Source organism: Nocardioides sp. OK12 (assembly GCF_024341885.1).
Lineage (GTDB): Bacteria > Actinomycetota > Actinomycetes > Propionibacteriales > Nocardioidaceae > Nocardioides > Nocardioides marinisabuli.
On record NZ_BNET01000004.1, the window covers coordinates 484254 to 505727 of the forward strand.

Genomic DNA, 21474 nt, shown 5'->3' on the forward strand with positions numbered 1-21474 from the left:
CTAGCTGGGTCGGGGCGAGCCTTCTGCGGCATTGAGAACCCTCGAGGTATCTCGTCGCTCATCACAGGCCGCCCCGGCTCGTCGTCGCCACAACCCGATCACACGCTGCCGAGCCCTAGCTCCGTTACCGCTATGCAGGGACCGACGACGATCCAGGGACCCGCCCCAGCAGTTGACGCAGAACGCCTCACGCTGATGAGAGTGCGTTTCTCGCGGGCCTCGATGACTGGAAAACAGGACACGCCAAGTAAGGGCCAAGATGTCCCGGCCCCGTAGAAGCGGTCCCGAGCCACAGGGTGTCGGGGTGGTGGTCCTGTACGGCGCGCGTGTGTCCGTCAGTCACGCGGGCCAGAAGCGGCGGGAGGAGCCCATCCATCTGTGCCGCGCCTCTTGCTATCGAACATGTGTTCGACTAAGGTGTCGACATGCTTTCCATTCCGGCTCCCGGTCTCGACCCGGCCGACCTCACTGAGGTCGAGCTGGTCGAGGCGCTGCGGGCGGCGGAGGAGCAGAAGTGCCGGCTCGACGCGCTGCAGGTGGAGCTGACGGCTCGTCTCGACGAGGTCGTACGTCGCCGGCACGCCGCGGCCGGTCTGGGTGAGGACCGGCAGGGTGTCGGGGTGGCTTCGCAGGTCGGGCTGGCGCGGCGCGAGTCGCCGAACCGGGGTGCTCGCCACTTGGGGTTGGCGAAGATCCTGGTGGCGGAGATGCCGCACACGTTGGCTGCGATGCGCGCGGGTTGGTGCGGCGAGTGGCGTGCGACCCTGCTGGCCCGCGAGACCGCGTGCCTGACGCTGGAGGACCGGCGCCGGGTCGACGCGGAGCTGATGGCCGACCCCGAGACCACCGACGGCTGGGGTGACAAGCGGCTGGTCGCTGCTGCCCGGGCCCGTGCCTACGAGCTCGACCCGCACGCCGCGCTGAAGCGCTCCCGCAAGGCCGAGGGCGAGCGGTACGTGTCCCTGCGACCGGCCCCCGACACGATGACCTACCTGACCGCGCTGCTCCCGGTCGCCCAAGGGGTCGCTGCGTACGCGGCGCTGACCCGGGCCGCCGACTCCGCCCGTGCGAGTGGCGACGAGCGCTCTCGCGGGCAGGTCATGGCCGACACCCTGGTCGCCTCCGTGCTCACCCGGTCCGCCGAGCCGGCGCCAGCTTCCGGCCCGCCGGCGGTCCCGGTGGCGGTGAACCTGACGATCTCCGACGCCACCCTCCTCGGTGGTGGCCACCAGCCGGGTTGGGTGGCCGGCTACGGGCCGGTGCCGGCCGGGTTCGCCCGCGAGCTGGTCGCCACCGCGATCGCCGACGCGCAGGCGACGCTGCGCAGGCTCTACACGACCAGCGCTGGGGCCCTGGTCGCGATGGACTCCCGGGCACGCACCTTCCCCGCCAGCCTGGGGCTCTTCATCGACCTGCGCGACCAGTCGTGCCGCACCCCGTGGTGCGACGCCCCGATCCGGCACCACGACCACGTGGTCCCCGACCACGCCGGCGGCCCCACCAGCGCCACCAACGGCCAAGGGCTGTGCGAGGCCTGCAACCAGGCCAAGGAAGCACCCGGCTTCACCGCCACCACCCACGACGGTGCCGTGATCACCACGACCCCCACCGGCCACCAGGTCCGCTCGAGGGCACCCGACCTCCCACCCGGCGACCCACCAGTCACACCCGAACCCTCACGACCAAGGGTCGACGTCCTCCACCCCCGCCTGCAGATCGTCCTCGACGACGACTACACGCCCGCCGCCTGATCGTCGACGTACCGGGGCGTCCAGACCGCGCCGCCGGCGCCCACGCGGGTCGAGGTCGCCCCGACGAGCAGCAGGCACTTCATGTCGATGCTCTCGGGGTCGAGCGCACTCAGGGTGGTCACCTCGAGCGACTCCTCGGCGCGGCCCACGTCGCGCCCGACGACCACGACGGTGTCGGGTGAGCGGTGCTCGAGGAGCACCTTCTGCATCGTCACCACCTGCTCGGTGCGCGATCGACTGGCGGGGTTGTAGACAGCGAGGACCAGGTCGGCTTCCGCGATCGCGCGCAGCCGCTTCTCGACCACTGACCAGGGCTTGAGCCGGTCCGACAGGCTCACGACCGCGAAGTCGGCGCCCACCGGAGCCCCGGCGCGGGCCGCCACCGCCTGCACCGCCGAGACACCGGGCAGCACCCTGACCGGCACGTCGGCCAGCGCCGGGTCGGCGTCGACCGCCTCGAAGACCGCCGAGGCCATCCCGAAGACCCCCGCGTCACCTCCCGAGACCACCGCCACCCGCTCCCCGCGGCAGGCCAGCTCGAGCGCCAACCTGGCCCGGTCGACCTCCACGGTGTTGCCCGAGGCGTGCCGGGTCAGGCCGGGGCGCTGCGGCACCCGGGCGACGTACGGCGCGTAGCCGACCACGTGGTCGACCTCCGCGAGCGCCGACTCGACCTCCGGGGTCAGCCACCGCCCCGGCCCCGGCCCCAGCCCCACGACCAGCAGCTCGGCAGCCGGCGCCGCACGGTCAGCCACGACCTCCGACGCCACCCGCGGCGCCCGGCGCCCCTGACCCGACAGCGAGTCGCCGGGCACCACCACGAGCGAGAAGTACGGCACGGTCGCGGGGTCGACGTCGGCGACCGGCAGCCAGCGCTGCTCGGGCATCGCCGCGCGCTCGACGTACAGGGCGTGGTCGAGGCGCCCGGCCTCGGCGAGCGCCTCGCGCACGGCCGGGAAGGTGCGCCCGAGCTTCATGATCACCGCGGCGTCGGTGTCGGCGAGCCGGCGCGCCAGCTCGGGCTTCGGCAGCGTTCCCGGCAGCACCGTGAGGACGTCGGTCTGGCGCACCAGCGGCGTGGCCGTGGCCGCGGTAGCGGCCGCGAACGCCGGCACCCCCGGCACGATCTCGGTCTCGAAGCGCTCCGAGAGCTGGTCGTGCAGGTACATGAACGACCCGTAGAACAACGGGTCGCCCTCGGCGAGCACCACCACGTCGCGCCCGGCCTCCAGGTGGGCGGCCAGCCTCTCGCCGCACTCGGCGTAGAAGTCGGCCAGCGCGCCGGCGTACCCGCCCGGGTGGCTCGTCGCGCCGGTCGTGACGGGGTAGCGCAGCTCCTCCTCGACCGCGCCCGCCGGGATCAGGTCGGCGGCGATGCGCCGCGCGTTGGACTGCTTGCCGACCCCCGCGTGGTAGGCGACCACGTCGGCCGCCCCGATCAGCCGGGCCGCCTTCAGCGTCACCAGCTCCGGGTCGCCGGGCCCCAGCCCGACGCCGTACAGCCGCCCGCTCACTCCTGCTCCTGGGCCAGCGCGTTGACGGCCGAGGAGGCCATCGCCGAGCCGCCACGGCGGCCGCGGACCGTCACGAACGGCAGGTCGATGCCGTGCTCGTCGCCGAAGACGGCCAGTGCCTCCTTCGACTCCCGGGCGCCGATGAAGCCCACCGGGCAGCCGATGACGGCGGCCGGCCGCGGACCACCGTCGAGGATCATCTCGAGCAGGTGGAACAGCGCGGTCGGGGCGTTGCCGATCGCGACCACCGCCCCCTCCAGCCGCGGCTCCCACAGGGAGACGGCCGCGGCGGTGCGGGTCGTGCCCCACCGGCGCGCCAGGTCGGGCACCTCGGGGTCGGTGAGGTGGCACAGCACCTCGTTGCCGGCCGGCAGCCGGCTCGCGGTGACGCCCATCGCCACCATCCGCGCGTCGCACAGCACCGGGGCGCCCGCGGCCAGCGCGTCCCGGGCGGCCGCGACCAGGCCGGGGTGGATGACCAGGTCGGGCACCAGGTCGACCTGGCCGCTGCCGTGCACCATCCGCACGGCCAGCTTCTCCGCGTCGGCCGGCACGCCCGACAGGTCCGCCTCGCGACGGATCGTGGCGAAGGAGTCGACGTAGATCGCCGGGCCGTCGCTGATGTAGTCGTAGCGCCGCGGCGGCGCGACCAGCCGGCTCATCGCGCGACCTCCGGCACCAGCACGCCGCGCCACGGGGTGACGACCAGCTCGCCGTCGGGACCGCCCGCGCGGTCGACCAGGGCGTCGACGTCGGCGGCGCCCAGCACGCCGTCGACCGCCTCCTGGTGCCACCCGCCGGCCACCACGCCGTACGCCGGCGGCGCGCTGCGCACCAGCGCCCGCTCGTCCGGCGGGCTGGGCGGGGCCAGCGGGCGCGCCAGCTCGCTGACGTGCCAGGCCGCCTGGGGGCTGCTGCCGCGGGCGGCGAGGAACGCGCGGGCCAGGTCGACGAGCCGGGCGGGGGCGTCGTCGAGGGGCAGCACCTCGCCCCACGCGTCCCCGACCCGCAGCTGGGCGGTGCGGTCGTCGAGCGCCACCAGCCCCAGGTCGCAGCCGCGCCCGGCCACGTCGCCGCGCCCGTCGTCGAGCACGTGCAGGAACCGCCCCGGCAGCGCGGCCAGGGCCGGGTCGGCGCAGAGCAGGGTGTCGAGGCGCGCGGCCACGGGGCGCAGGTCGGCGCGGCCGCCGGCCAGCCCGGTCTGCGGGGAGACCACGATGTTGCGCACCAGGTCGTGGGCGGGGGCCGGCAGCAGACCGGTCGCCCGGATCGCGTCGACGACCTCGGGCAGCAGCGCCGTGCGCGCGCCGTCGTCGTACGACGGCAGGGCGCGCAGCTGCAGGTTGGCCCGGCCGGTCAGGTGCAGCCGGCCGTCGCCGTGCTCCTGGGCGACCCGGCTCAGCGCCCGCAGCGCGGCGGCGGGCACGCGCCCGCCCACCAGGCGCAGCCGCACCAGGGCGCCGTCGTCGGCGGGCCAGGGGCGCGACACCCCCGGGCACCGGTCTGCTCGCGAGCGTGGGGAGGCGGGGGAGTGGGTCTGGGGGACGGCGACGTCGACCATCGGTTCCTTCGAGGTCGGGGCCCGTGCGCGGAGCCCGTGGGTGACCTCCCGGCGGCTGCCGTGAGGGCCAGCAGGTCTTCGGACTCGGGTTCGACCGGGCCAGGACGCCTTCCCGGGCCGGAGCCCAGTGGCTGCGGCACCCGGAGGTGCCACGTGTCCCGCCCGTCACCCACACCGCTGCGCGTCAGTCCCGGAGTCGCACCGGGTTCCCTGAGCCTCCCGGGGGAGGCGTGACTGGCAGGTGGACCGTACCAACCCCGACCGGCGGGTGCGCGGGCCGCTCGGCTGCCGGTCAGCCGACCTCCTCCAGCTCCGACCAGTCGACGGTGGCGGTGCGGCGCTGGTACTCGGCCACCAGGCCCGGCCAGTTGGTGGTGATCCGCGACCCGTCGGTGTACCAGCTGGTGCAGCCCGCCCACACGCTGTCGCCCAGGCGCGACTGCATCTCGGCGTCGAAGGCCTCCCAGACCTCCGGGCGCGGCGCGAGCGCGCGGGCGCCACCGTCGGCCAGGCGGCGCGCGACCTGCGCGACGTACCCAGCCTGGGCCTCCATCATCGCGATGATCGAGCTGCCGCCGAGGTTGGTGTTGGGCCCGTAGATGCTGAACAGGTTGGGGAACCCGGGCACGCCCATGCCCAGGTGGGCGCGGGCGCCGTCGGCCCACACCTCGCCCAGGCTGCGCCCGTCGGGGGCCACCACGTCGAGGCCGCGCAGGAAGTCGGTGGCCGCGAACCCGGTGCCCCAGATCAGCACGTCGGCCTCGTGCAGGGTGCCGTCGGCTGTCCGCACCCCGCCGGCCTCCACGCGCTCGACGGCGCCGGTGACCACGTCGACGTGGTCGCGGTCCAGGGTGCGGTACCACTGGTTCGAGAAGAGCAGGCGCTTGCAGCCCAGCGGGTAGTCGGGCACCAGCCGCGCGCGCAGGCCGGCGTCCTTGACGGTGAGGCGCAGGTGGGCGCGCCAGGCCGCCTCCAGCGCCCGGGTCAGCGGCTTCGACACCCGGCTCTCGCCGGCCAGGGCGCCGTTGAGCTGCTCGGTGAGCCAGAAGACGGCGCGCCGCTCGGCGGCCAGGGTGCCGGGCAGGCGCCGGAAGAGTGCGTGGTGGCGCTTCGAGTAGGCCTGGTCGGGCTTGGGCACGACGTACGGCGCCGAGCGCTGGAAGACCGTGATCGCCGCCGCGTCGTCGGCGATGCCGGGGACGAACTGGATCGCGCTGGCGCCGGTGCCCACGACCGCGACCCGCCTGCCCCGCAGGTCGACGTCGTGGCGCCACTGCGCGGAGTGGAAGGCCGGCCCGGCGAAGTCGTCACGGCCCGGGAGGTCCGGCACCACCGGCTCGGAGAGCTGGCCGGTGGCCAGCACCAGCACGTCGGCGTCGTACGTCGGCCCCGCCGCGCCGGCGACCTCGGTCGAGACCCGCCAGGCCTCGCCGTCGTGGCGCGCGCCGGTGACGATGGTGCCGGTGACCACCGCGTCGAGCAGGCCGTGCTCGGCGGCGGTGCGCCGGATGTAGTCGAGGATCTCCGGCTGCGGGGAGTAGCGGCGGCCCCAGGCGAGGTTGGGCGACCACGACCAGGAGTAGAGCGGGGAGGGCACGTCGCAGGCGGCGTTGGGGTAGGTGTTCTCGCGCCACACCCCGCCGACCTCGTCGGCCCGCTCGAGCACGGTCACGTCGGTGACGCCCTGCTCGTGCAGGGCGTGCACGACGCCCAGCCCGCCGAAGCCGGCGCCGACCACGACGACGCGCGGCGACCGGGCGGTGGGGGCGGGGGACGGGCTGGCCGGGGAGGGGGACGGGCTCATGCCCTGGACGCTAGGTCGGTCGAGGCGGGCGGGGGAGACATCGGCCGCAACAGACTTGATAATCGCGGACATGTCGTCGACCGCGCCGTCGCCCGACCGGCTGGCCGGCTGGGACGTGCCCCGCTCCGCCGACGGCGTGCGCCACCTGCTGCGGCACGCGCGGGCCAGGGGCCTCGACCCGGCCGCGCTGCTGATGGGCACCGGCCTGCACCTCGACGACCTGGGCCCCGGCGGAGTGCGCGAGGTGACCGCGGCGCAGGAGCTGCGCGTGGTCCGGGCGCTGCGCCACCGGGTCCCCGACGACGGCGCGGCCGTCGGGGCGTCGTACGACGTCGGCTCGTTCGGCGCGCTGGGCTTCGCGCTCATGACCAGCCGCACCGTGCTCGACGTGGCCGACGTGACGCAGCGCTTCTTCGACCTCAGCTACGCGTTCGTGGTGCTGCGGGTCGAGCTGGTCGACGACGAGGTCGTGGCCGTCCTCGACGGTTCCTCGCTGCCCCGCGACGTGCGCGCCTTCCTGGTGGCCCGCGACGCGACGGCGGTGCGCACCGTGCTCGACTCGCTGGTGCCCGGCGGCGTGGGCGCCCACCTCGAGGTCGGCCCCGACCGGGCCGTGCTGCGCTTCGCGGCCACCGAGCTCGACCGGCCGCTGGCCGGCGGCGACGCCCACCGGCGCGAGCTCGCCGAGGCGGTGTGCCGCGACCTGGCCGCCGACCGGCGCAGTGCGACTGGGCTGCCCCAGGAGGTGCGGGTGCTGATCACCCAGCGGCTCGCCGACGGGGCGCCGATGCCGGTGGTGGCCGCGGCGCTGGGCCGCACCGACCGGACCCTGCGCCGCCAGCTCGCCGCCAGCGGCACGTCGTACCGCGCGCTGCTGGAGGAGGTGCGCCGATCGCTGGGCGCCGACCTGCTCCGCGCCGGCCTGCCGGTCGCCGAGGTCGCCGCGCGCCTGGGGTACGCCGAGCCCGCGGCGCTCGTGCACGCCCACCGCCGCTGGACCGGGCGCCCACCCGGCGCGGCGCGCCGCGGCCCGGCACCCGGCGTTCACCCGGCCGACGGCGACGCGTCACCGCACCGTCGCGGCGGGCTCCCGCAGCGTCCCTAGGTTCGCTGGCGCGTAGGACCCCCACGACCCAGGAGCCACCCGCCATGACCTGCACCCCCGCCCGCCCCGCCGTCTCCCCGGGCGCCTCACCGGCCACCTCCCCGGCCACCTCCCCGGGCGCCCGGACGCTGCTGCCGCTCGCCCCCACCGGCCTGCGCCACGGCGGCCGGAGCTTCATGACCTGCCAGTACCGCTGCGGCAACGCCTGCGACCACCCCGAGCCCAACCGCACCGGCCACGGGCACGTGCAGGACGAGATCACCAAGGCCGTCGCCCGTCGCGCCGTGCTGCGCGGCGCGGTCGCCGGCGGTGGCGTGATGGTGCTCGGCGGTACCCTCGCCGCCGCGGCGGTGGCCCCGGCCGCCGCGGAGCCCGCCGGGCCCGCCGCCGCGGGCCGCCCGGTCTCCGGCGACCTGGCCCGCGCCGCGTTCACCCCCGTGCCGCCGAACAAGCGCGACGCGGTCGTGACCCCCTCGGGCTTCGCCCACGACGTGGTGATCCGCTGGGGCGACGGCGTCGTGGCCGGCGCCCCCGCCTTCGACGTGCGCCGCCAGACCCCCGAGGCCGCCAAGCAGCAGTTCGGCTACAACTGCGACTACGTCGGCGTGCTGCCGCTGCGCGACGCCAAGCGCGACCGCAAGGACCGCTCGCTGCTCGTGGTCAACCACGAGTACACCGACGAGGCCCTGATGTTCCCCACGGGCCTCTACAGCGACACCGAGGTCGCCGCGATCGCGATGGCCAACCACGGCATGTCGGTCGTCGAGATCCGCCGCGGCTCGCGCGCCGGCTCCTGGCGCCGGGTCAAGAGCCTCAAGAAGGCCCGCTACAACCGCCGGGTCCACATCGACACCCCGTTCACGCTGACCGGTCCCGCGGCCGGCGACGAGCGGCTGCGCACCAGCGCCGACCCGAGCGGCACCACCGTGCTCGGCACGCTGAACAACTGCGCCGGCGGCCACACCCCGTGGGGCACCGTGCTGTCGGGTGAGGAGAACTTCAACCAGTACTTCGACCTGCCCGAGGGCCAGAGCCTCGACCCGCGCTACACCGAGGCCTACGCCCGCTACGGCATCACCGGGTCGGGGCGCGGCTGGAGCGCCGTCGACGACCGCTTCGACCTCGCCGCCGACCCGCACGAGCCGCACCGCTTCGGGTGGATCGTCGAGCTCGACCCCTACGAGCCCGACGAGGCGCCGGTCAAGCACACGATGCTGGGCCGCTTCAAGCACGAGGGCGCCAACGTCGCGCTGACCGACGACGGGCACGTGGTGGCCTACATGGGCGACGACGAGCGCGGCGACTACCTCTACCGGTTCGTCTCCCGCGACGCGATGCGGAGGGGGCCCTCGGCGAAGGCGCGCCGACACAACAAGACGCTGCTCACCGCCGGCACCCTGTCCGTGGCCAAGCTCGTCGGCGACGGCACCGAGGACGGGCAGCACGACGGCACCGGCGAGTGGATCCCGCTCTGCGACGAGACCACCTCGTTCGTGCCCGGCATGAGCGTCGCCGACGTGCTGCTGTGGACCCGCCTGGCCGCCGACCAGGTCGCGCCCACCCGCATGGACCGGCCCGAGGACGTCGAGCCCAACCCCGTCAACGGCCGGGTCTACGTCGCGCTGACCAACAACTCCCAGCGCGGCAGCACCTTCCCGCCCGACGAGGCGAACCCGCTGACCTCCTCGATGGTGCGCTCCTCGATCGGGGCCCCGCTCACCCAGGCCTCCGGCAACCGCAACGGCTACGTGCTCGAGCTGACCCCCGCCGGCGGTGACCACGCGGCCCTCGCCTTCACCTGGGACCTGATGCTGGTCTGCGGCGACCCGGAGGCGCCCGAGACCTACTTCGCGGGCTTCGACAAGTCGCAGGTCAGCCCGATCTCCTGCCCCGACAACGTGGCCTTCGACGACCGCGGCAACCTGTGGATCTCCACCGACGGCAACGCGCTGGGCTCCAACGACGGCGTCTTCCGGGTGCCGGTCGCCGGCGCGGAGCGCGGCCGGGTGACCCAGTTCCTGACGGTGCCGCGGGGTGCGGAGGCCTGTGGGCCGCTCGTCACCGACGACAACCGCTCGCTGTGGGTCGCCGTGCAGCACCCGGGCGAGGTCGACGGGGCCACCTTCGAGAAGCAGGCCTCCACCTGGCCGCACAGCGACGACTTCCCGCGGCCCTCGGTCGTCGTCGCCTTCCGGGACCGCTGAGCCCGCAGCACCTGCACGACGCCCGTCGCCCGGCTGGTTCCGCCTGCCGGGCGACGGGCGCTAGAGTGGGCCCATGCAGCACGCCCTGCTCCTTGCCTAGCCGCGTCGACGACCTCGACGCGGCTGCCCCTCGCCCCGAGGGGTTTTTTTGTGCCCGGACCAGCGGCGGCCCACACGCCGGCCACCAGACGTGAAGAGAGACCCAGATGAGCGAGCGACCCACCGACCGGAACGACGACGGCGCCCCCGAGGCGGCGACGTACGACGTCGTCGCGGTGCAGGACAAGTGGCGCAAGGTCTGGGACGAGCTCGACCCGTTCCGCGCCGGCTCCGCGGCGCCCGGCGCCGAGAAGCGCTACGCGCTGACGATGTTCCCCTACCCCTCCGGCGACCTGCACATGGGTCACGCCGAGGTGATGGCGCTGCACGACGTCGTGGCGCGCTACTGGTGGCAGCAGGGCCACGACGTGCTGAACCCGATCGGCTGGGACTCCTTCGGCCTGCCCGCCGAGAACGCCGCGATCAAGCGCGACGAGAACCCGGCCGTCTTCACCTACGCCAACATCGAGACCCAGGCCGAGTCGTTCAAGCGCTACGCGATCAGCTTCGACTGGTCGCGCCGGCTCAACACCTCTGACCCCGAGTACTACCGCTGGACCCAGTGGCTGTTCCTGAAGTTCCGCGAGCGGGGGCTGGCCTACCGCAAGTTCTCGCCGGTCAACTGGTGCCCCAACGACCAGACCGTGCTGGCCAACGAGCAGGTCGTCAACGGTGCCTGCGAGCGCTGCGGCGCCGTGGTCACCAAGCGCGAGCTGTCGCAGTGGTACTTCAAGATCACCGACTACGCCCAGCGCCTGCTCGACGACATGGAGCCGCTGGAGGCCACCTGGCCCTCCAAGGTGCTGGCCATGCAGCGCAACTGGATCGGTCGCTCCGAGGGCGCGCACGTCGACTTCGACATCACGCTGGCCTCGGGGGAGACCCGCACCGTCACGGTCTTCACCACCCGCCCCGACACCCTGCACGGCGCGACCTTCATGGTCGTGGCCGCCGACGCCAAGCTGGCCGCCGAGATCGTCGCGCCCGAGCGCGCCGAGGCGCTGACGGCGTACGTCGACGAGGTGCGGCGCTCCTCCGACATCGACCGCCTGGCCACCGACCGGCCCAAGACCGGCGTCGACCTGGGCGTCACCGCCACCAACCCGGTCACCGGCGAGCAGATCGCGGTGTGGGCGGCCGACTACGTGCTGGCCGACTACGGCACCGGCGCGATCATGGCGGTGCCGGCGCACGACCAGCGCGACCTCGACTTCGCGAAGGAGTTCGGGCTGCCGGTGCGCCGCGTCGTCGACACCGGCGAGCCGAACCCGGAGGAGACCTACGAGGCCACCACCGGCGACGGCACCTACGTCAACAGCGGCCCGCTCGACGGGCTGGGCGACAAGACCGCCGGGATCGCGCGGATCATCGAGCAGCTGGAGGAGCGCGGCACCGGCACCGGCACCGTCAACTTCCGCCTGCGCGACTGGCTGCTGAGCCGCCAGCGCTACTGGGGCGCCCCGATCCCGATCATCCACTGCGAGCAGTGCGGCGAGGTGCCCGTCCCCGAGGACCAGCTGCCCGTCGAGCTGCCCGACCTCAAGGGCTCCGACCTCAAGCCCAAGGGCGTCTCGCCGCTGGCCGCGGCCGAGGACTGGGTCAACGTCGCCTGCCCGACCTGCGGCGGCGACGCCAAGCGCGACAGCGACACGATGGACACCTTCGTCGACTCGTCGTGGTACTTCTTCCGCTACTGCTCCCCGCAGTTCACCGACGGGCCCTTCGACCCGCAGGCGGTGCGCGACTGGATGCCGGCCGCGCAGTACGTCGGCGGCGTCGAGCACGCGATCCTGCACCTGCTCTACAGCCGCTTCTTCACCAAGGTGCTGCACGACATGGGCATGATCGACTTCACCGAGCCCTTCAGCGCCCTGCTCAACCAGGGCGAGGTCATCAACGAGGGCCGCGGCATGTCGAAGTCGCTGGGCAACGGCGTCGACCTGGGCGAGATGATCGACGCCTTCGGCGTCGACGCGATCCGCCTGACCATGGTCTTCGCCGGCCCGCCCGAGGCCGACATCGACTGGGCCGACATGTCGCCCGGCGGCTCGCTGAAGTTCCTGCAGCGCGCCTGGCGGCTCTCCGGCGACGTCACCAGCGAGCCCGGCACCGCGCCGGAGGGCGGCGACACCGCGCTGCGCCAGGCCGTCCACCGCACCGTCGCCGAGGCCACCGAGCTGGTCGAGACCCAGCGCTTCAACGTGCTGGTCGCGCGCACCATGGAGCTGGTCAACACCACCCGCAAGGCCATCGACTCGGGCCCCGGCGGCGCCGACCCCGCGGTGCGCGAGGCCGTCGAGGCCGTCGCGGTGCTGCTGTCGCTGGTGGCGCCGTACGTCGCCGAGGAGATGTGGGAGCGCCTGGGCCACGAGCCCACGGTCGCCCGCGCCGGTTGGCCGGTCGTCGACGAGTCGCTGCTGGTGCAGGAGACCGTCACCGCGGTCGTGCAGGTCAAGGGCAAGGTCAAGGCGCGCCTCGAGGTCTCCCCGGAGATCTCCGAGGCCGACCTCGAGCAGCTGGCGATGGGCGACGCCGACGTGCAGCGCGCCCTCGACGGGGCGGTCGTGCGCAAGGTCATCGTGCGCGCGCCCAAGCTGGTCAACATCGTCGTCTGAGACCCTGTGCCCGTGAGCACCTCCACCCCCGGGACCAGCGCCGGCACGGGCCCGGTCGTCGTCGTCACCGACTCCACCGCCAGCCTGCCCGAGCAGGCGGTGGTGGAGCACGGTGTCGTCGTGGTGCCCCTGCAGGTGGTCATCGGTGCGCAGGTCCTCGACGAGGGGGCCGAGGGCGCCACCCCCGACCGGGTCGCGCAGGCGCTGCGCGAGTACACGCCGGTCTCGACGTCGCGGCCCTCGCCCGCGGTGATGCTGGAGGCCTACGAGCGCGCCCACGCCGAGGGCGCGTCGGCGGTCGTCTCGGTGCACCTGTCGGGCGAGATGAGCGGCACCTTCGAGTCCGCGCAGCTCGCGGCCCGCGAGGCGCCGCTGCCGGTGACCTGCGTCGACACCCGCCAGGTCGGCATCGGCACCGGCTACGCCGCCCTCGCCGCCGCTCGGGTCGCGGCCGCCGGGGGCACGGCCGAGGAGGCGGCCCAGGCGGCTCGTGACCGCGCCGCCGCGACCGCCTCGCTGTTCTACGTCGACACCCTGGAGTACCTGCGCCGGGGTGGGCGGATCGGAGCGGCCGCGGCGCTGCTCGGCGGGGCCCTGGCGGTCAAGCCGCTGCTGCGCATCGAGGACGGCCGGGTCGCCTCGCTGGAGCGGGTGCGCACCTCGGCCCGGGCCCTGGCGCGCCTGGAGGAGCTGGCCGTGGAGGCCGCGGGGGAGGAGCAGGTCGACGTCTACGTCGCCCACCTGGCCAACCCCGAGCGGGCCGGTGCGCTCGCCGACCACCTGCGCGAGCGCCTCGCCGACAACCTCGGCGGGCGCGAGCTGTGGTGCGGCGAGCTCGGCGCGGTCCTGGGCGCGCACGTCGGGCCCGGCATGATCGCCGTCTGCGTCGCCCCGCTCCACCCCTGACCGCGAGCCGGCCGGTTCGAACGGGCCGGGTCGGCGTGCGGCGGGCCACGAGGCGTGCACAGGGACGGCCTCGCGGGGGCTCGTGCACAGCGCGGTGCCGGTCGCCGAGGGGGTCGGTCCGCGCTGCCTAGGTTGCCCGCATGCGCAGCCGACGACCCAACCCGGAGCACCAGGAGGCGGTGGCTCGCCGCCTGGCCCAGCTCGGCGCCGAGCTCGACGCCGTACGACCGGCGCCGGCCCCCGCCGCGGACGACGAGCTGGACGCCGACGACGACTGGTGGGCGCCGCACACGCGGATCCGCCCGGTCGTGGCCCCGCCCGGCGGTGCGCCGGCACCGGAGCCGCTCCCGCAGGCGCCGGTGTCGCAGCCGGTGCCCGTGCCGGGGCGGCACGCGGCGCGGCGGGTGCGACCGCGCCCGGCGGTCCTGGGGGCGGCGCACGACCTGGTGCCCCCGACGGTGCGTGGTCGCGCGCTGCTGTCGTCGGCGCACCTGGGCGTGGTGGCGCTGCTGGTCGCGGCCGGGCTGGCGGTCACCTCGTGGTGGGTGGTGCGCTCCGACCCCGAGCCGAGCGGCACCCGCCTCACCACCGTCGCCGAGGTCGCCGAGGTCGCGGAGCCGCTGGTCGACCTGGTGCCGCCCAAGGAGGAGCCCGACGTCGAGGCCGGCAGCCCCGAGGGGCAGGTCACCGTCGACGTGGCCGGCAAGGTGCGGCGACCCGGCATCGCGGTGCTGCCGGCCGGCTCACGGGTGGTCGACGCGCTGGAGGCCGCCGGGGGAGCCCGACCGGGGGTGGACCTGGCCGGGCTCAACCTGGCGCGGGTGCTGGTGGACGGCGAGCAGGTGCTGGTCGGGGTCCCCGGCGGTGCCGCGGCGCCGGTCGCACCCGGGGTCGCCGCGCCCGCTCCGGGGACCCCGGGGGCGCCCCTGGTCGACCTCAACACCGCCGACCAGGCGCTGCTCGAGACGCTGCCGCAGGTCGGGCCGGTGACCGCCGGCGCGATCCTCGCCTGGCGCACCGAGCACGGCGCCTTCTCGGCCGTCGAGGAGCTGCTCGAGGTCGACGGCATCGGCGAGGCCACCCTCGCCCAGCTCGCCCCGCTCGTGACGGTGTGATCCTCGGGCGGCCGTCCGCCAACGCGGAGGAACCCACGGCGCCGGGCGCCGACCTGCGGATGACGCTGGTGGGCGCCGCCGCCTGGGCCGGAGGGCTGCTGGGCTCGCTGGCCCCCGCCACGGTGCTCGCGCTGACCGCGCTCGTCGGCGGGGCCGGCGTCGGGCTGCTGCACCGGCGGGCGCGGCGCGGGGCGTCGCTGACCGGCGCGCTGCTGCTGGTGGTGCTGCTCGCGGTCGGGCTGGGTGCGAGCCTGCGCGACGAGCAGGTGGGCCACGGCCCCCTCGCCGACCTGGCCGCCGAGCGCGCGGTGGTGCGGGTCGTCGCCACGATCACCGGCGACCCCCGCCCGCTCACCGGGCCGTACGCCGACGGCGTGTGGCTGCGGGCGAGCGTGCGGGAGGTCGAGGGCCGGGGCAGCGCCCACACGCTCCGCGCGCCGGTGCTGGTGCTCGCCCCACCCGAGTGGGGCGAGGTGCCGCTGGGCGCCACCGTCGTCGCCGACGGGCGCCTGGGCGTCGCCGACGGCGACGACCTGGCCGCCCTGCTGCACGCGACCGGCGCACCGCAGGTCCGCGACCCGCCCGACCTCTGGTGGCGCGGGGCCGGCGCGGTGCGGCAGTCGCTGCGCGACTCGGTGGCCCACCGGCCCGCGCCCGAGCGGGTGCTGGTGCCGGCGCTGGTCGACGGCGACGACGTCGGGCTCGACCTGGCCGTCGCCGACGACTTCCGCGCCACCGGGCTGACCCACCTGCTGGCGGTGAGCGGGACCAACCTGACCCTGGTGGTGGGCAGCTTGCTGTGGCTGGCGCGCGGGGCCGGGGTGCGGGGGCGCTGGCTGCTGCTGGTCGGGGCCGCGGGCATCGTCGGCTTCGTGCTCCTGGCACGCACCGAGCCCAGCGTCCTGCGGGCCGCGGTGATGGGCGCGGTGGCGCTGGTGGCGCTGGGCACCGACGGGGCCCGGCGCGGCCCCCGCACCCTCGGGGTGGCGGTGACCGGGCTGCTGCTGGTGCAGCCCGGGCTGGCGGTCTCGGCCGGGTTCGCCCTGTCGGTGCTGGCCACCGCGGGCATCATGCTGCTCGCGCCCGGGTGGCGCGACGCGCTGGCCCGGTGGCTGCCGCGCTGGCTCGCCGAGGCGGTCGCCGTGCCCGCCGCCGCCCAGCTGGCCTGCACCCCGGTCGTGGCCGGCCTCTCCGGCCAGGTGAGCCTGGTCGCCGTGGCCGCCAACCTGCTGGCCGCCCCTGTGGTCGGCCCGGCCACCGTCGTCGGGCTGGCCGGTGGCCTCATGGGACTCGTCGTGCCGGCCCTGGGCCGGGTGCTCGGCACGGTGGCGACCTGGTGCGTGGGCTGGATCGTGGCGGTCGCCGAGCGGGGCGCCGCGCTGCCGGCCGCGGCGGTCGACTGGGGCACCGGCGTGGTCGCGCTCGCGCTGCTGAGCGCGCTCAGCCTGCTCGTGGCCGTGCTGGCGCCGCGGCTGCTGTCGCGGCCGGTGCCGACGCTGCTGCTGTGCCTGGTGACGGGGCTCGTCGTGGTGGTGCGCCCGCCCTCGGCGGCCTTCGCGCCGGCCGGCTGGGTGGTGGTCGTCTGCGACGTCGGCCAGGGCGACGCGGTGGTGCTCAGGGCGGGGGAGGGCAGCGCCGTGGTCGTCGACGTCGGGCCCGACCCGGTCGCCGTCGACACGTGCCTCGACGACCTGGGCGTCGAGCACGTGCCGCTGGTGGTGCTCACCCACTTCCACGCCGACCACGTCGACGGGCTCGAGGGGGTGCTGGCGGGGCGACGGGTCGACCGCGTCGTCACCAGCCCGCTGCTGGACCCTCCCGAGGCCGTCGAGACCGTGGCGGGGCTGGCCGCGGCGGCCGGCGCCGAGGCCGGCGTGGCGTCGTACGCCGCGACCGAGCGCGTGGGGCAGGTGACCCTGCAGACCCTGTGGCCCACCACGGGCACCCCGCGCCGTGGACCCGGCGACGGCAGCACCGCCAACGACCAGAGCGTGGTGCTGCTCGCGGAGGTCGGCGGGGTGCGGGTGCTGCTGCCCGGCGACCTCGAGCCACCGGGCCAGGCGGCGCTGGGCCGGGCGCTGCCCGCCCTCGACGTCGACGTGCTCAAGGTGCCCCACCACGGCAGCCGCCACCAGGACCTCGACCTGCTCACCTCGCTGGGTGCCGACCTGGCGCTGGTGCCGGTCGGCGCCGACAACGACTACGGGCATCCCGACCCGGGGCTGCTCGCGGCCCTCGAGGTGGCTGGCGCGCAGGTGCTGCGCACCGACACCGACGGGGCCCTGGCGGTGGTGGTGCGCGACGGGGCGCCGACAGGCGTGAGTCGGCGCTGACGCGGCCGTCGGGGGTGTCGGTCGGCTGTGGCAGGCTTGCGCGCACCATGCCAGCGCCCCGCTCCGCCGCCCCCCGCGCCCCCTCCGCCACCGACGTGCTGGGCCGCGTCACGCTCGTGACGGGCAAGGAGGAGTTCTTCGGCGAGCGCACCGTGGCCGCGGTGCGCGGGGCGGTGCGCGCCCACGACGCCGAGGCCGAGGTCTCGGAGGCCGCGGCGGCCGAGCTGAGCCTGGCGACCCTGGGCGAGCTCTCGGCGCCCTCGCTGTTCTCCAGCACCCGCTGCGTCGTGGTGCGCAAGCTCGAGGACCTGCCCGAGGAGTCGGTGGCCGGCCTGCTCGGCTACTGCACGGCGCCGGCCGAGGACGTCGCGCTGGTGCTCGTGCACAGCGGCGGGCAGAAGGGCAGCGGGGTGCTCACCAAGCTGCGCAAGCTCGCCCCGGTCACCGAGGTGAAGTCCGCCGAGCTGAAGGCGTCGGAGTACCCCTCGTTCGTCATCAACGAGGCGCGCAGCATGGGGGCGCGGATGGACCAGCAGGCCGCGACCACCCTGGTCCAGGCCGTGGGCCAGGACCTGCGCTCGCTCTCGGCCGCGGCCCACCAGCTGACCAACGACTTCCCCGGCGAGACGCTCACCGAGGAGCGGGTCAAGCGCTACTTCGGCGGCCGCGCCGAGGCCAAGTCCTTCGCCGTCGCCGACGCGGCCTTCTCCGGGCGGCGCCTCGAGGCGCTCGAGGAGCTGCGCTGGGCCCTCGACGGCGGCACACCCGCGGTGCTCATCACCTCGGCGTTCGCCGGGGGCGTGCGCGGCCTGGCCCGCTTCAAGGGGGCGCGCTCACGCAGCGAGGGCGACCTGGCCCGCGAGATCGGCGTCCCGCCGTGGAAGGTGCGCTCGGTGCGCGAGCAGGCCCGCGGCTGGTCCAATGCCGCGCTGGGGGAGGCCGTGCGGGCCGTGGCCCGCGCCGACGCCGACATCAAGGGCGCCGCGAGCGACGCGTCGTACACGATGGAGCGGCTGGTCCTGACGATCACCGAGCTCCGCGAGCGCTGACCCGGCGCACATCTCGCGCTGACCCGGCGCATATCTCGCGCTGACCCGGCGCAGATCTCGCGCCGACCCGGCGCAGACCCGCACGGGTCGTGAAATGCCGATGACCCGCCCGACGAGGTCGGGCGGGTCGGCTCAGGACCAGACGGTCTCCGCGCTGGGCGGAGACGCGGAATCAGAGAGCAGCGGCCTGCTTGGCGATCGCGGACTTGCGGTTCGCGGCCTGATTCTTGTGGATGACGCCCTTGGAGGCGGCCTTGTCGAGCTTCTTGGCGGCCTCGCGACCGGCGACCAGAGCGGTCTCCTTGTCACCGGCCTCCGCGGCAGCGCGGAACTTGCGGACGGCGGACTTCAGGCCGGTCTTGACGGCCTTGTTGCGCTCGTGCGCCTTCTCGTTCTGCTTGTTGCGCTTGATCTGGGACTTGATGTTCGCCACGGGCCATGCCTTTGCTGGTGTTGAGAACGAATGGTCTGGTGCTGAGTCGGGGCGCGGGTGGGCACACGGGCGCCACACACGCGACATCGGAGATTATCAGCGGCGCACGAGCCCGCCCAAATCCTCCGACCTGGAGCCGGCGCCGCTGCGGGGGGTCGTGCCTGACCACCACCCGCGCCGTTCGCCGAGCCAGGCCCAGCATGCCTCACCCTGGCGGCGCTGGGCCAACCGCAGGTACGGCGACCACGCGGGCGAGCGCCCCTGCGCCGAGGACAGGAAGTACGCCGCCGTCGCGGCCAGGACCGTGTCGACGTGCTCCGCCGGGGCCGCGGCCAGCAGGGGCGTGCTGCGCAGCACGGCCTCGACGTCGACCCCGTCGGAGCGCGGGCCCACCAGCGCCCACAGGCTGTCGAGCCAGGGCGCGCCGAACGCGGGCCAGGCCCAGCCGCACAGCAGCACCCGTCCGTCCTCGGTCATCAGCACGTTGTCGTCGGTGACGTCGCCGTGCACGAGCGAGTGCCCGGCGACCGCGGTCGGCAGCGCTGCGGCGAGCCCGGTGGCCTCGCGGACGTGGGCGCGGTCGAGGTCGGGGCGGGCGGCGGCGACGTCGGCCCAGCGGGCCGGCCAGTCGGCGAGGTCCTCGGCGACGGTGGTGAGGTCGACGCCGGTGGCGGCGGAGGAGACGGCCAGCCGGTCGAGCGTGCCCAGCACCGCAGCGAGGTCGGTCGCGCGCCACGGCCGGTGCGGGGCCCGGGCGGCGACGTGCTCGATGCCGACGACCACCCAGTCGTCGGCGCGGTGGCGCCGCCCGGGCTCGGTGCCGTGGCTCCACAGCAGCCGGGGCGCGGGCAGCGACGCTGCGTCGAGCGCGGCCAGCGAGGCGGCCTCGGCCGCGTAGGTCAGCGCGGAGGCCCGCTGGGCGGTCACCGAGGCGGCCTTGACGTAGTGGCGCGAGCCGTCGGCGCCGCGCAGCACCGAGGCGAAGCCCGGGGTGAAGCCGCCGGTGCACGAGCGGGCGTCGACGACGGCGGTGCCGCAGCGCTGCTCGACGAGCCGGCGCACGTGCGGTGGCAGGTGCACCCACTCGAGGCGGCGCGCGGTGAGGCCGTGGGGCAGGTCGTCGAGCGGCTCGTCCACCCGGTCATCCTGCGCCAGGCCCGCCGCCGGTCGCGGCAGACACCCCGCACCAGGGCCGCGTGTCTCACCCGGGCGGACCTGACGCCGCGGGAGCGGGTCGGCGAGCGTGGGAGCCATGACCACCGTCGCTGAGCTGATCATCGAGTCCGTCGCCGAGCACGGCACCACCGAGGTCTGGGGCGTCGTCGGCGACGCGCTCAACCCGGTCACCGACGCGATCAGGCGTGAGGACCGGCTGCGCTGGATGGGGGTGCGCCACGAGGAGGTGGCGGCCTTCGCGGCCGGGGCCCAGGCCCAGCTCACCGGACGCCTCGGGGTGTGCATGGGCACCGTCGGGCCCGGCGCCATCCACCTGCTCAACGGCCTGTACGACGCCAAGAAGTCGCACTCGCCGGTGCTGGCGATCTGCGGCCAGGTGCCCCGCCCCGAGATCGGCAGCGACTTCTTCCAGGAGGTCGACAACGACGTGCTCTTCGCCGACGTGGCCGTCTTCACCGCGACCGTCACCGACCCCGCCCAGCTGCCGACCCTGCTCGAGCAGGCCGGCAACGCGGCGCTGCAGCAGCGTGGCGTGGCGGTGCTGACCATCCCCGGCGACGTCGGGGAGCTCGAGGTGGCCAAGGGCACGAGCGCACCCCGCTTCGTCGCCGACCTCCCCGCCGCGGCACCGGTCCCGGAGGCGGTGCGGGCCGCGGCCGGGGCCATCGAGGCCGCCGACCACGTGACCCTGCTCGTCGGCCAGGGCGCCCGGGGCGCCCGCGACGAGGTGCTCGAGCTGGCCGACCGGCTCGGGGCGCCGATGGTGGTGGCGCTCAAGGGCAAGGAGGGCTTCGACCACGACAACCCCTACGAGATCGGCCAGTCGGGGCTGCTGGGCAACCCCGCGACCACGCTGGCGCTCGAGACCTGCGACCTGCTGCTGATGATCGGCACCGACTTCCCCTACAAGGAGTTCTACCCCTCCGGCGTCACCGTGGTGCAGGTCGACAGCGACGGCACCCACATCGGGCGCCGGCACCCGGTCGACCACGCGGTGGTCGGCGACGCCCGGCTCGCCGTGGGCGCCCTGCTGCCTCACGTGGCGCGGCGCGAGGACCGCGGCCACCTCGACCGCGCCCGGTCGGCGTACGAGACCTGGCAGGGCCTGCAGCAGCACTTCGTCGACCCCGACTACGAGAAGAAGCCGGCCGGCTTCCTGCGGCGCAAGGTCGACAACCCCGACCGCCGCATCCGCCCCGAGCTGCTCGCCGGGCTGGTCGACCGGCACGCCGCGCCCGACGCCGTCTTCACCGCCGACACCGGCATGGCCACGACGTGGCTATCGCGCTTCGTGCGCATCGACCGCGACCGGCGCCTGCTGGGCTCCTTCAACCTGGGCTCGATGGCCAACGCGATGCCCCAGGCGCTGGGCGCCCAGGCCCTCGACCCCGAGCGCCAGGTCGTGGCGTTCTGCGGCGACGGCGGGCTGACGATGCTCCTGGGCGACCTGATCACCGCGGCGACCCACGAGCTGCCGGTCAAGCTCGTGGTCTTCGACAACGGGCGCCTGGGCATGGTCAAGCTCGAGATGGAGCAAGTCGGGATGGCCGAGTTCGGCACCGTCCTGCACAACCCCGACCTGGCGGCGGTCGCCGAGGCGGTCGGGGTGCACGGCATCCGGGTCGAGGACCCCCACGACCTCGACGACGCCGTACGTCGTGCGCTCGCGCACCCGGGCCCGGTGCTGCTCGACGTGGTCACCAACCCCGACGAGATCGCGGTGCCCTCCAAGCCCACGCTGGAGCAGGGCTGGGGCTTCGCGATCGCCAAGGTCAAGGAGATGGCCGTCAGCCCGGAGTGAGGCCCCAG

The 21474-nt window shown here is 75.2% G+C and carries 15 protein-coding genes and 1 riboswitch; of the genes, 9 read left to right on the forward strand and 6 right to left on the reverse strand.

From position 1 onward, the window contains the following. The first annotated feature begins 425 nt into the window (after positions 1 to 425). Positions 426 to 1751 carry an HNH endonuclease signature motif containing protein gene (locus OCU29_RS12790; RefSeq protein ID WP_261820225.1) on the forward strand — a complete coding sequence of 442 codons (1326 nt, stop codon included), beginning with the start codon at positions 426 to 428 and terminating at the stop codon, positions 1749 to 1751. Here the strand turns inward: OCU29_RS12790 and OCU29_RS12795 are convergent. The 4 genes from OCU29_RS12795 to OCU29_RS12810 all read right to left on the reverse strand — a co-directional run bounded on the left by OCU29_RS12795 (position 1733) and on the right by OCU29_RS12810 (position 6630). Continuing rightward, on the reverse strand, positions 1733 to 3265 hold the full coding sequence (locus OCU29_RS12795) for a precorrin-2 C(20)-methyltransferase (RefSeq protein ID WP_261820226.1): 1533 nt from the start codon (positions 3263 to 3265) through the stop codon (positions 1733 to 1735). The two genes, OCU29_RS12790 and OCU29_RS12795, sit on opposite strands and share 19 nt — an antisense overlap. Next, the gene (locus OCU29_RS12800; RefSeq protein WP_261820227.1) at positions 3262 to 3927 is read right to left on the reverse strand and encodes a precorrin-8X methylmutase; all 666 of its coding nucleotides are present in this window, start codon (positions 3925 to 3927) and stop codon (positions 3262 to 3264) included. The genes OCU29_RS12795 and OCU29_RS12800 overlap by 4 nt, the downstream gene beginning before the upstream one ends. After that, positions 3924 to 4754 carry a nitrite reductase gene (locus OCU29_RS12805; protein WP_261820228.1) on the reverse strand — a complete coding sequence of 277 codons (831 nt, stop codon included), beginning with the start codon at positions 4752 to 4754 and terminating at the stop codon, positions 3924 to 3926. Before OCU29_RS12805 ends, OCU29_RS12800 begins: the two co-directional genes overlap by 4 nt. Positions 4755 to 4898: 144 nt before the next feature. Further along, positions 4899 to 5038: riboswitch (cobalamin riboswitch) on the reverse strand. 80 nt (positions 5039 to 5118) lie between these two features. After that, a complete protein-coding gene (locus OCU29_RS12810) occupies positions 5119 to 6630 on the reverse strand; it encodes an NAD(P)/FAD-dependent oxidoreductase (protein WP_261820229.1) in 1512 nt (503 codons plus the stop codon). Positions 6631 to 6700: 70 nt separating this feature from the next. Between OCU29_RS12810 and OCU29_RS12815 the strand changes: the two genes are divergently transcribed. From OCU29_RS12815 to holA, 7 genes are all read left to right on the forward strand, one after another. Continuing rightward, positions 6701 to 7735: an AraC family transcriptional regulator gene (locus OCU29_RS12815; protein ID WP_261820230.1), complete on the forward strand. Its 1035-nt coding sequence runs from the start codon at positions 6701 to 6703 to the stop codon at positions 7733 to 7735. A gap of 44 nt (positions 7736 to 7779) precedes the next feature. Then, positions 7780 to 9939 (forward strand): PhoX family phosphatase, encoded by a 2160-nt coding sequence (locus OCU29_RS12820; RefSeq protein WP_261820231.1) that lies wholly within the window; start codon positions 7780 to 7782, stop codon positions 9937 to 9939. 206 nt (positions 9940 to 10145) lie between these two features. Continuing rightward, entirely contained in the window at positions 10146 to 12653 is a 2508-nt protein-coding gene (gene leuS / locus OCU29_RS12825; RefSeq protein WP_261820232.1) for a leucine--tRNA ligase, read from the forward strand. A gap of 12 nt (positions 12654 to 12665) precedes the next feature. After that, on the forward strand, positions 12666 to 13559 hold the full coding sequence (locus tag OCU29_RS12830; RefSeq protein WP_261820233.1) for a DegV family protein: 894 nt from the start codon (positions 12666 to 12668) through the stop codon (positions 13557 to 13559). Between the two features lie 140 nt (positions 13560 to 13699). Next, the gene (locus OCU29_RS12835) at positions 13700 to 14674 is read left to right on the forward strand and encodes a ComEA family DNA-binding protein (RefSeq protein ID WP_261820234.1); all 975 of its coding nucleotides are present in this window, start codon (positions 13700 to 13702) and stop codon (positions 14672 to 14674) included. After that, positions 14671 to 17007 (forward strand): ComEC/Rec2 family competence protein, encoded by a 2337-nt coding sequence (locus OCU29_RS12840; protein ID WP_261820235.1) that lies wholly within the window; start codon positions 14671 to 14673, stop codon positions 17005 to 17007. Before OCU29_RS12835 ends, OCU29_RS12840 begins: the two co-directional genes overlap by 4 nt. Before the next feature lie 47 nt (positions 17008 to 17054). Beyond that, positions 17055 to 18056 (forward strand): DNA polymerase III subunit delta, encoded by a 1002-nt coding sequence (gene holA / locus OCU29_RS12845; RefSeq protein WP_261820236.1) that lies wholly within the window; start codon positions 17055 to 17057, stop codon positions 18054 to 18056. A 172-nt stretch (positions 18057 to 18228) separates the two neighbouring features. Here the strand turns inward: holA and rpsT are convergent, their stop codons facing one another. Together rpsT and OCU29_RS12855 are read right to left on the reverse strand one after the other, a co-directional pair. Continuing rightward, positions 18229 to 18489 carry a 30S ribosomal protein S20 gene (gene rpsT / locus OCU29_RS12850; RefSeq protein ID WP_179616959.1) on the reverse strand — a complete coding sequence of 87 codons (261 nt, stop codon included), beginning with the start codon at positions 18487 to 18489 and terminating at the stop codon, positions 18229 to 18231. A 96-nt stretch (positions 18490 to 18585) separates the two neighbouring features. Further along, positions 18586 to 19626, reverse strand: a complete 1041-nt coding sequence (locus OCU29_RS12855; RefSeq protein ID WP_261820237.1) for a phosphotransferase family protein — start codon at positions 19624 to 19626, stop codon at positions 18586 to 18588. 115 nt (positions 19627 to 19741) lie between these two features. Here OCU29_RS12855 and OCU29_RS12860 point away from each other — a divergent pair, with 115 nt between their 5' ends. Continuing rightward, on the forward strand, positions 19742 to 21466 hold the full coding sequence (locus tag OCU29_RS12860; protein WP_261820238.1) for a thiamine pyrophosphate-dependent enzyme: 1725 nt from the start codon (positions 19742 to 19744) through the stop codon (positions 21464 to 21466). Positions 21467 to 21474: the final 8 nt, after the last annotated feature.

Excerpts from the sequence above, each read along its gene's own strand:
- OCU29_RS12790 (WP_261820225.1), top strand. The coding sequence starts at position 426 with ATGCTTTCCATTCCGGCTCCCGGTCTCGACCCGGCCGACCTCACTGAG.
- OCU29_RS12800 (WP_261820227.1), bottom strand. The coding sequence starts at position 3,927 with ATGAGCCGGCTGGTCGCGCCGCCGCGGCGCTACGACTACATCAGCGAC.
- OCU29_RS12810 (WP_261820229.1), bottom strand. The coding sequence starts at position 6,630 with ATGAGCCCGTCCCCCTCCCCGGCCAGCCCGTCCCCCGCCCCCACCGCC.
- OCU29_RS12815 (WP_261820230.1), top strand. The coding sequence starts at position 6,701 with ATGTCGTCGACCGCGCCGTCGCCCGACCGGCTGGCCGGCTGGGACGTG.
- OCU29_RS12820 (WP_261820231.1), top strand. The coding sequence starts at position 7,780 with ATGACCTGCACCCCCGCCCGCCCCGCCGTCTCCCCGGGCGCCTCACCG.
- leuS (WP_261820232.1), top strand. The coding sequence starts at position 10,146 with ATGAGCGAGCGACCCACCGACCGGAACGACGACGGCGCCCCCGAGGCG.
- OCU29_RS12835 (WP_261820234.1), top strand. The coding sequence starts at position 13,700 with ATGCGCAGCCGACGACCCAACCCGGAGCACCAGGAGGCGGTGGCTCGC.
- holA (WP_261820236.1), top strand. The coding sequence starts at position 17,055 with ATGCCAGCGCCCCGCTCCGCCGCCCCCCGCGCCCCCTCCGCCACCGAC.
- OCU29_RS12860 (WP_261820238.1), top strand. The coding sequence starts at position 19,742 with ATGACCACCGTCGCTGAGCTGATCATCGAGTCCGTCGCCGAGCACGGC.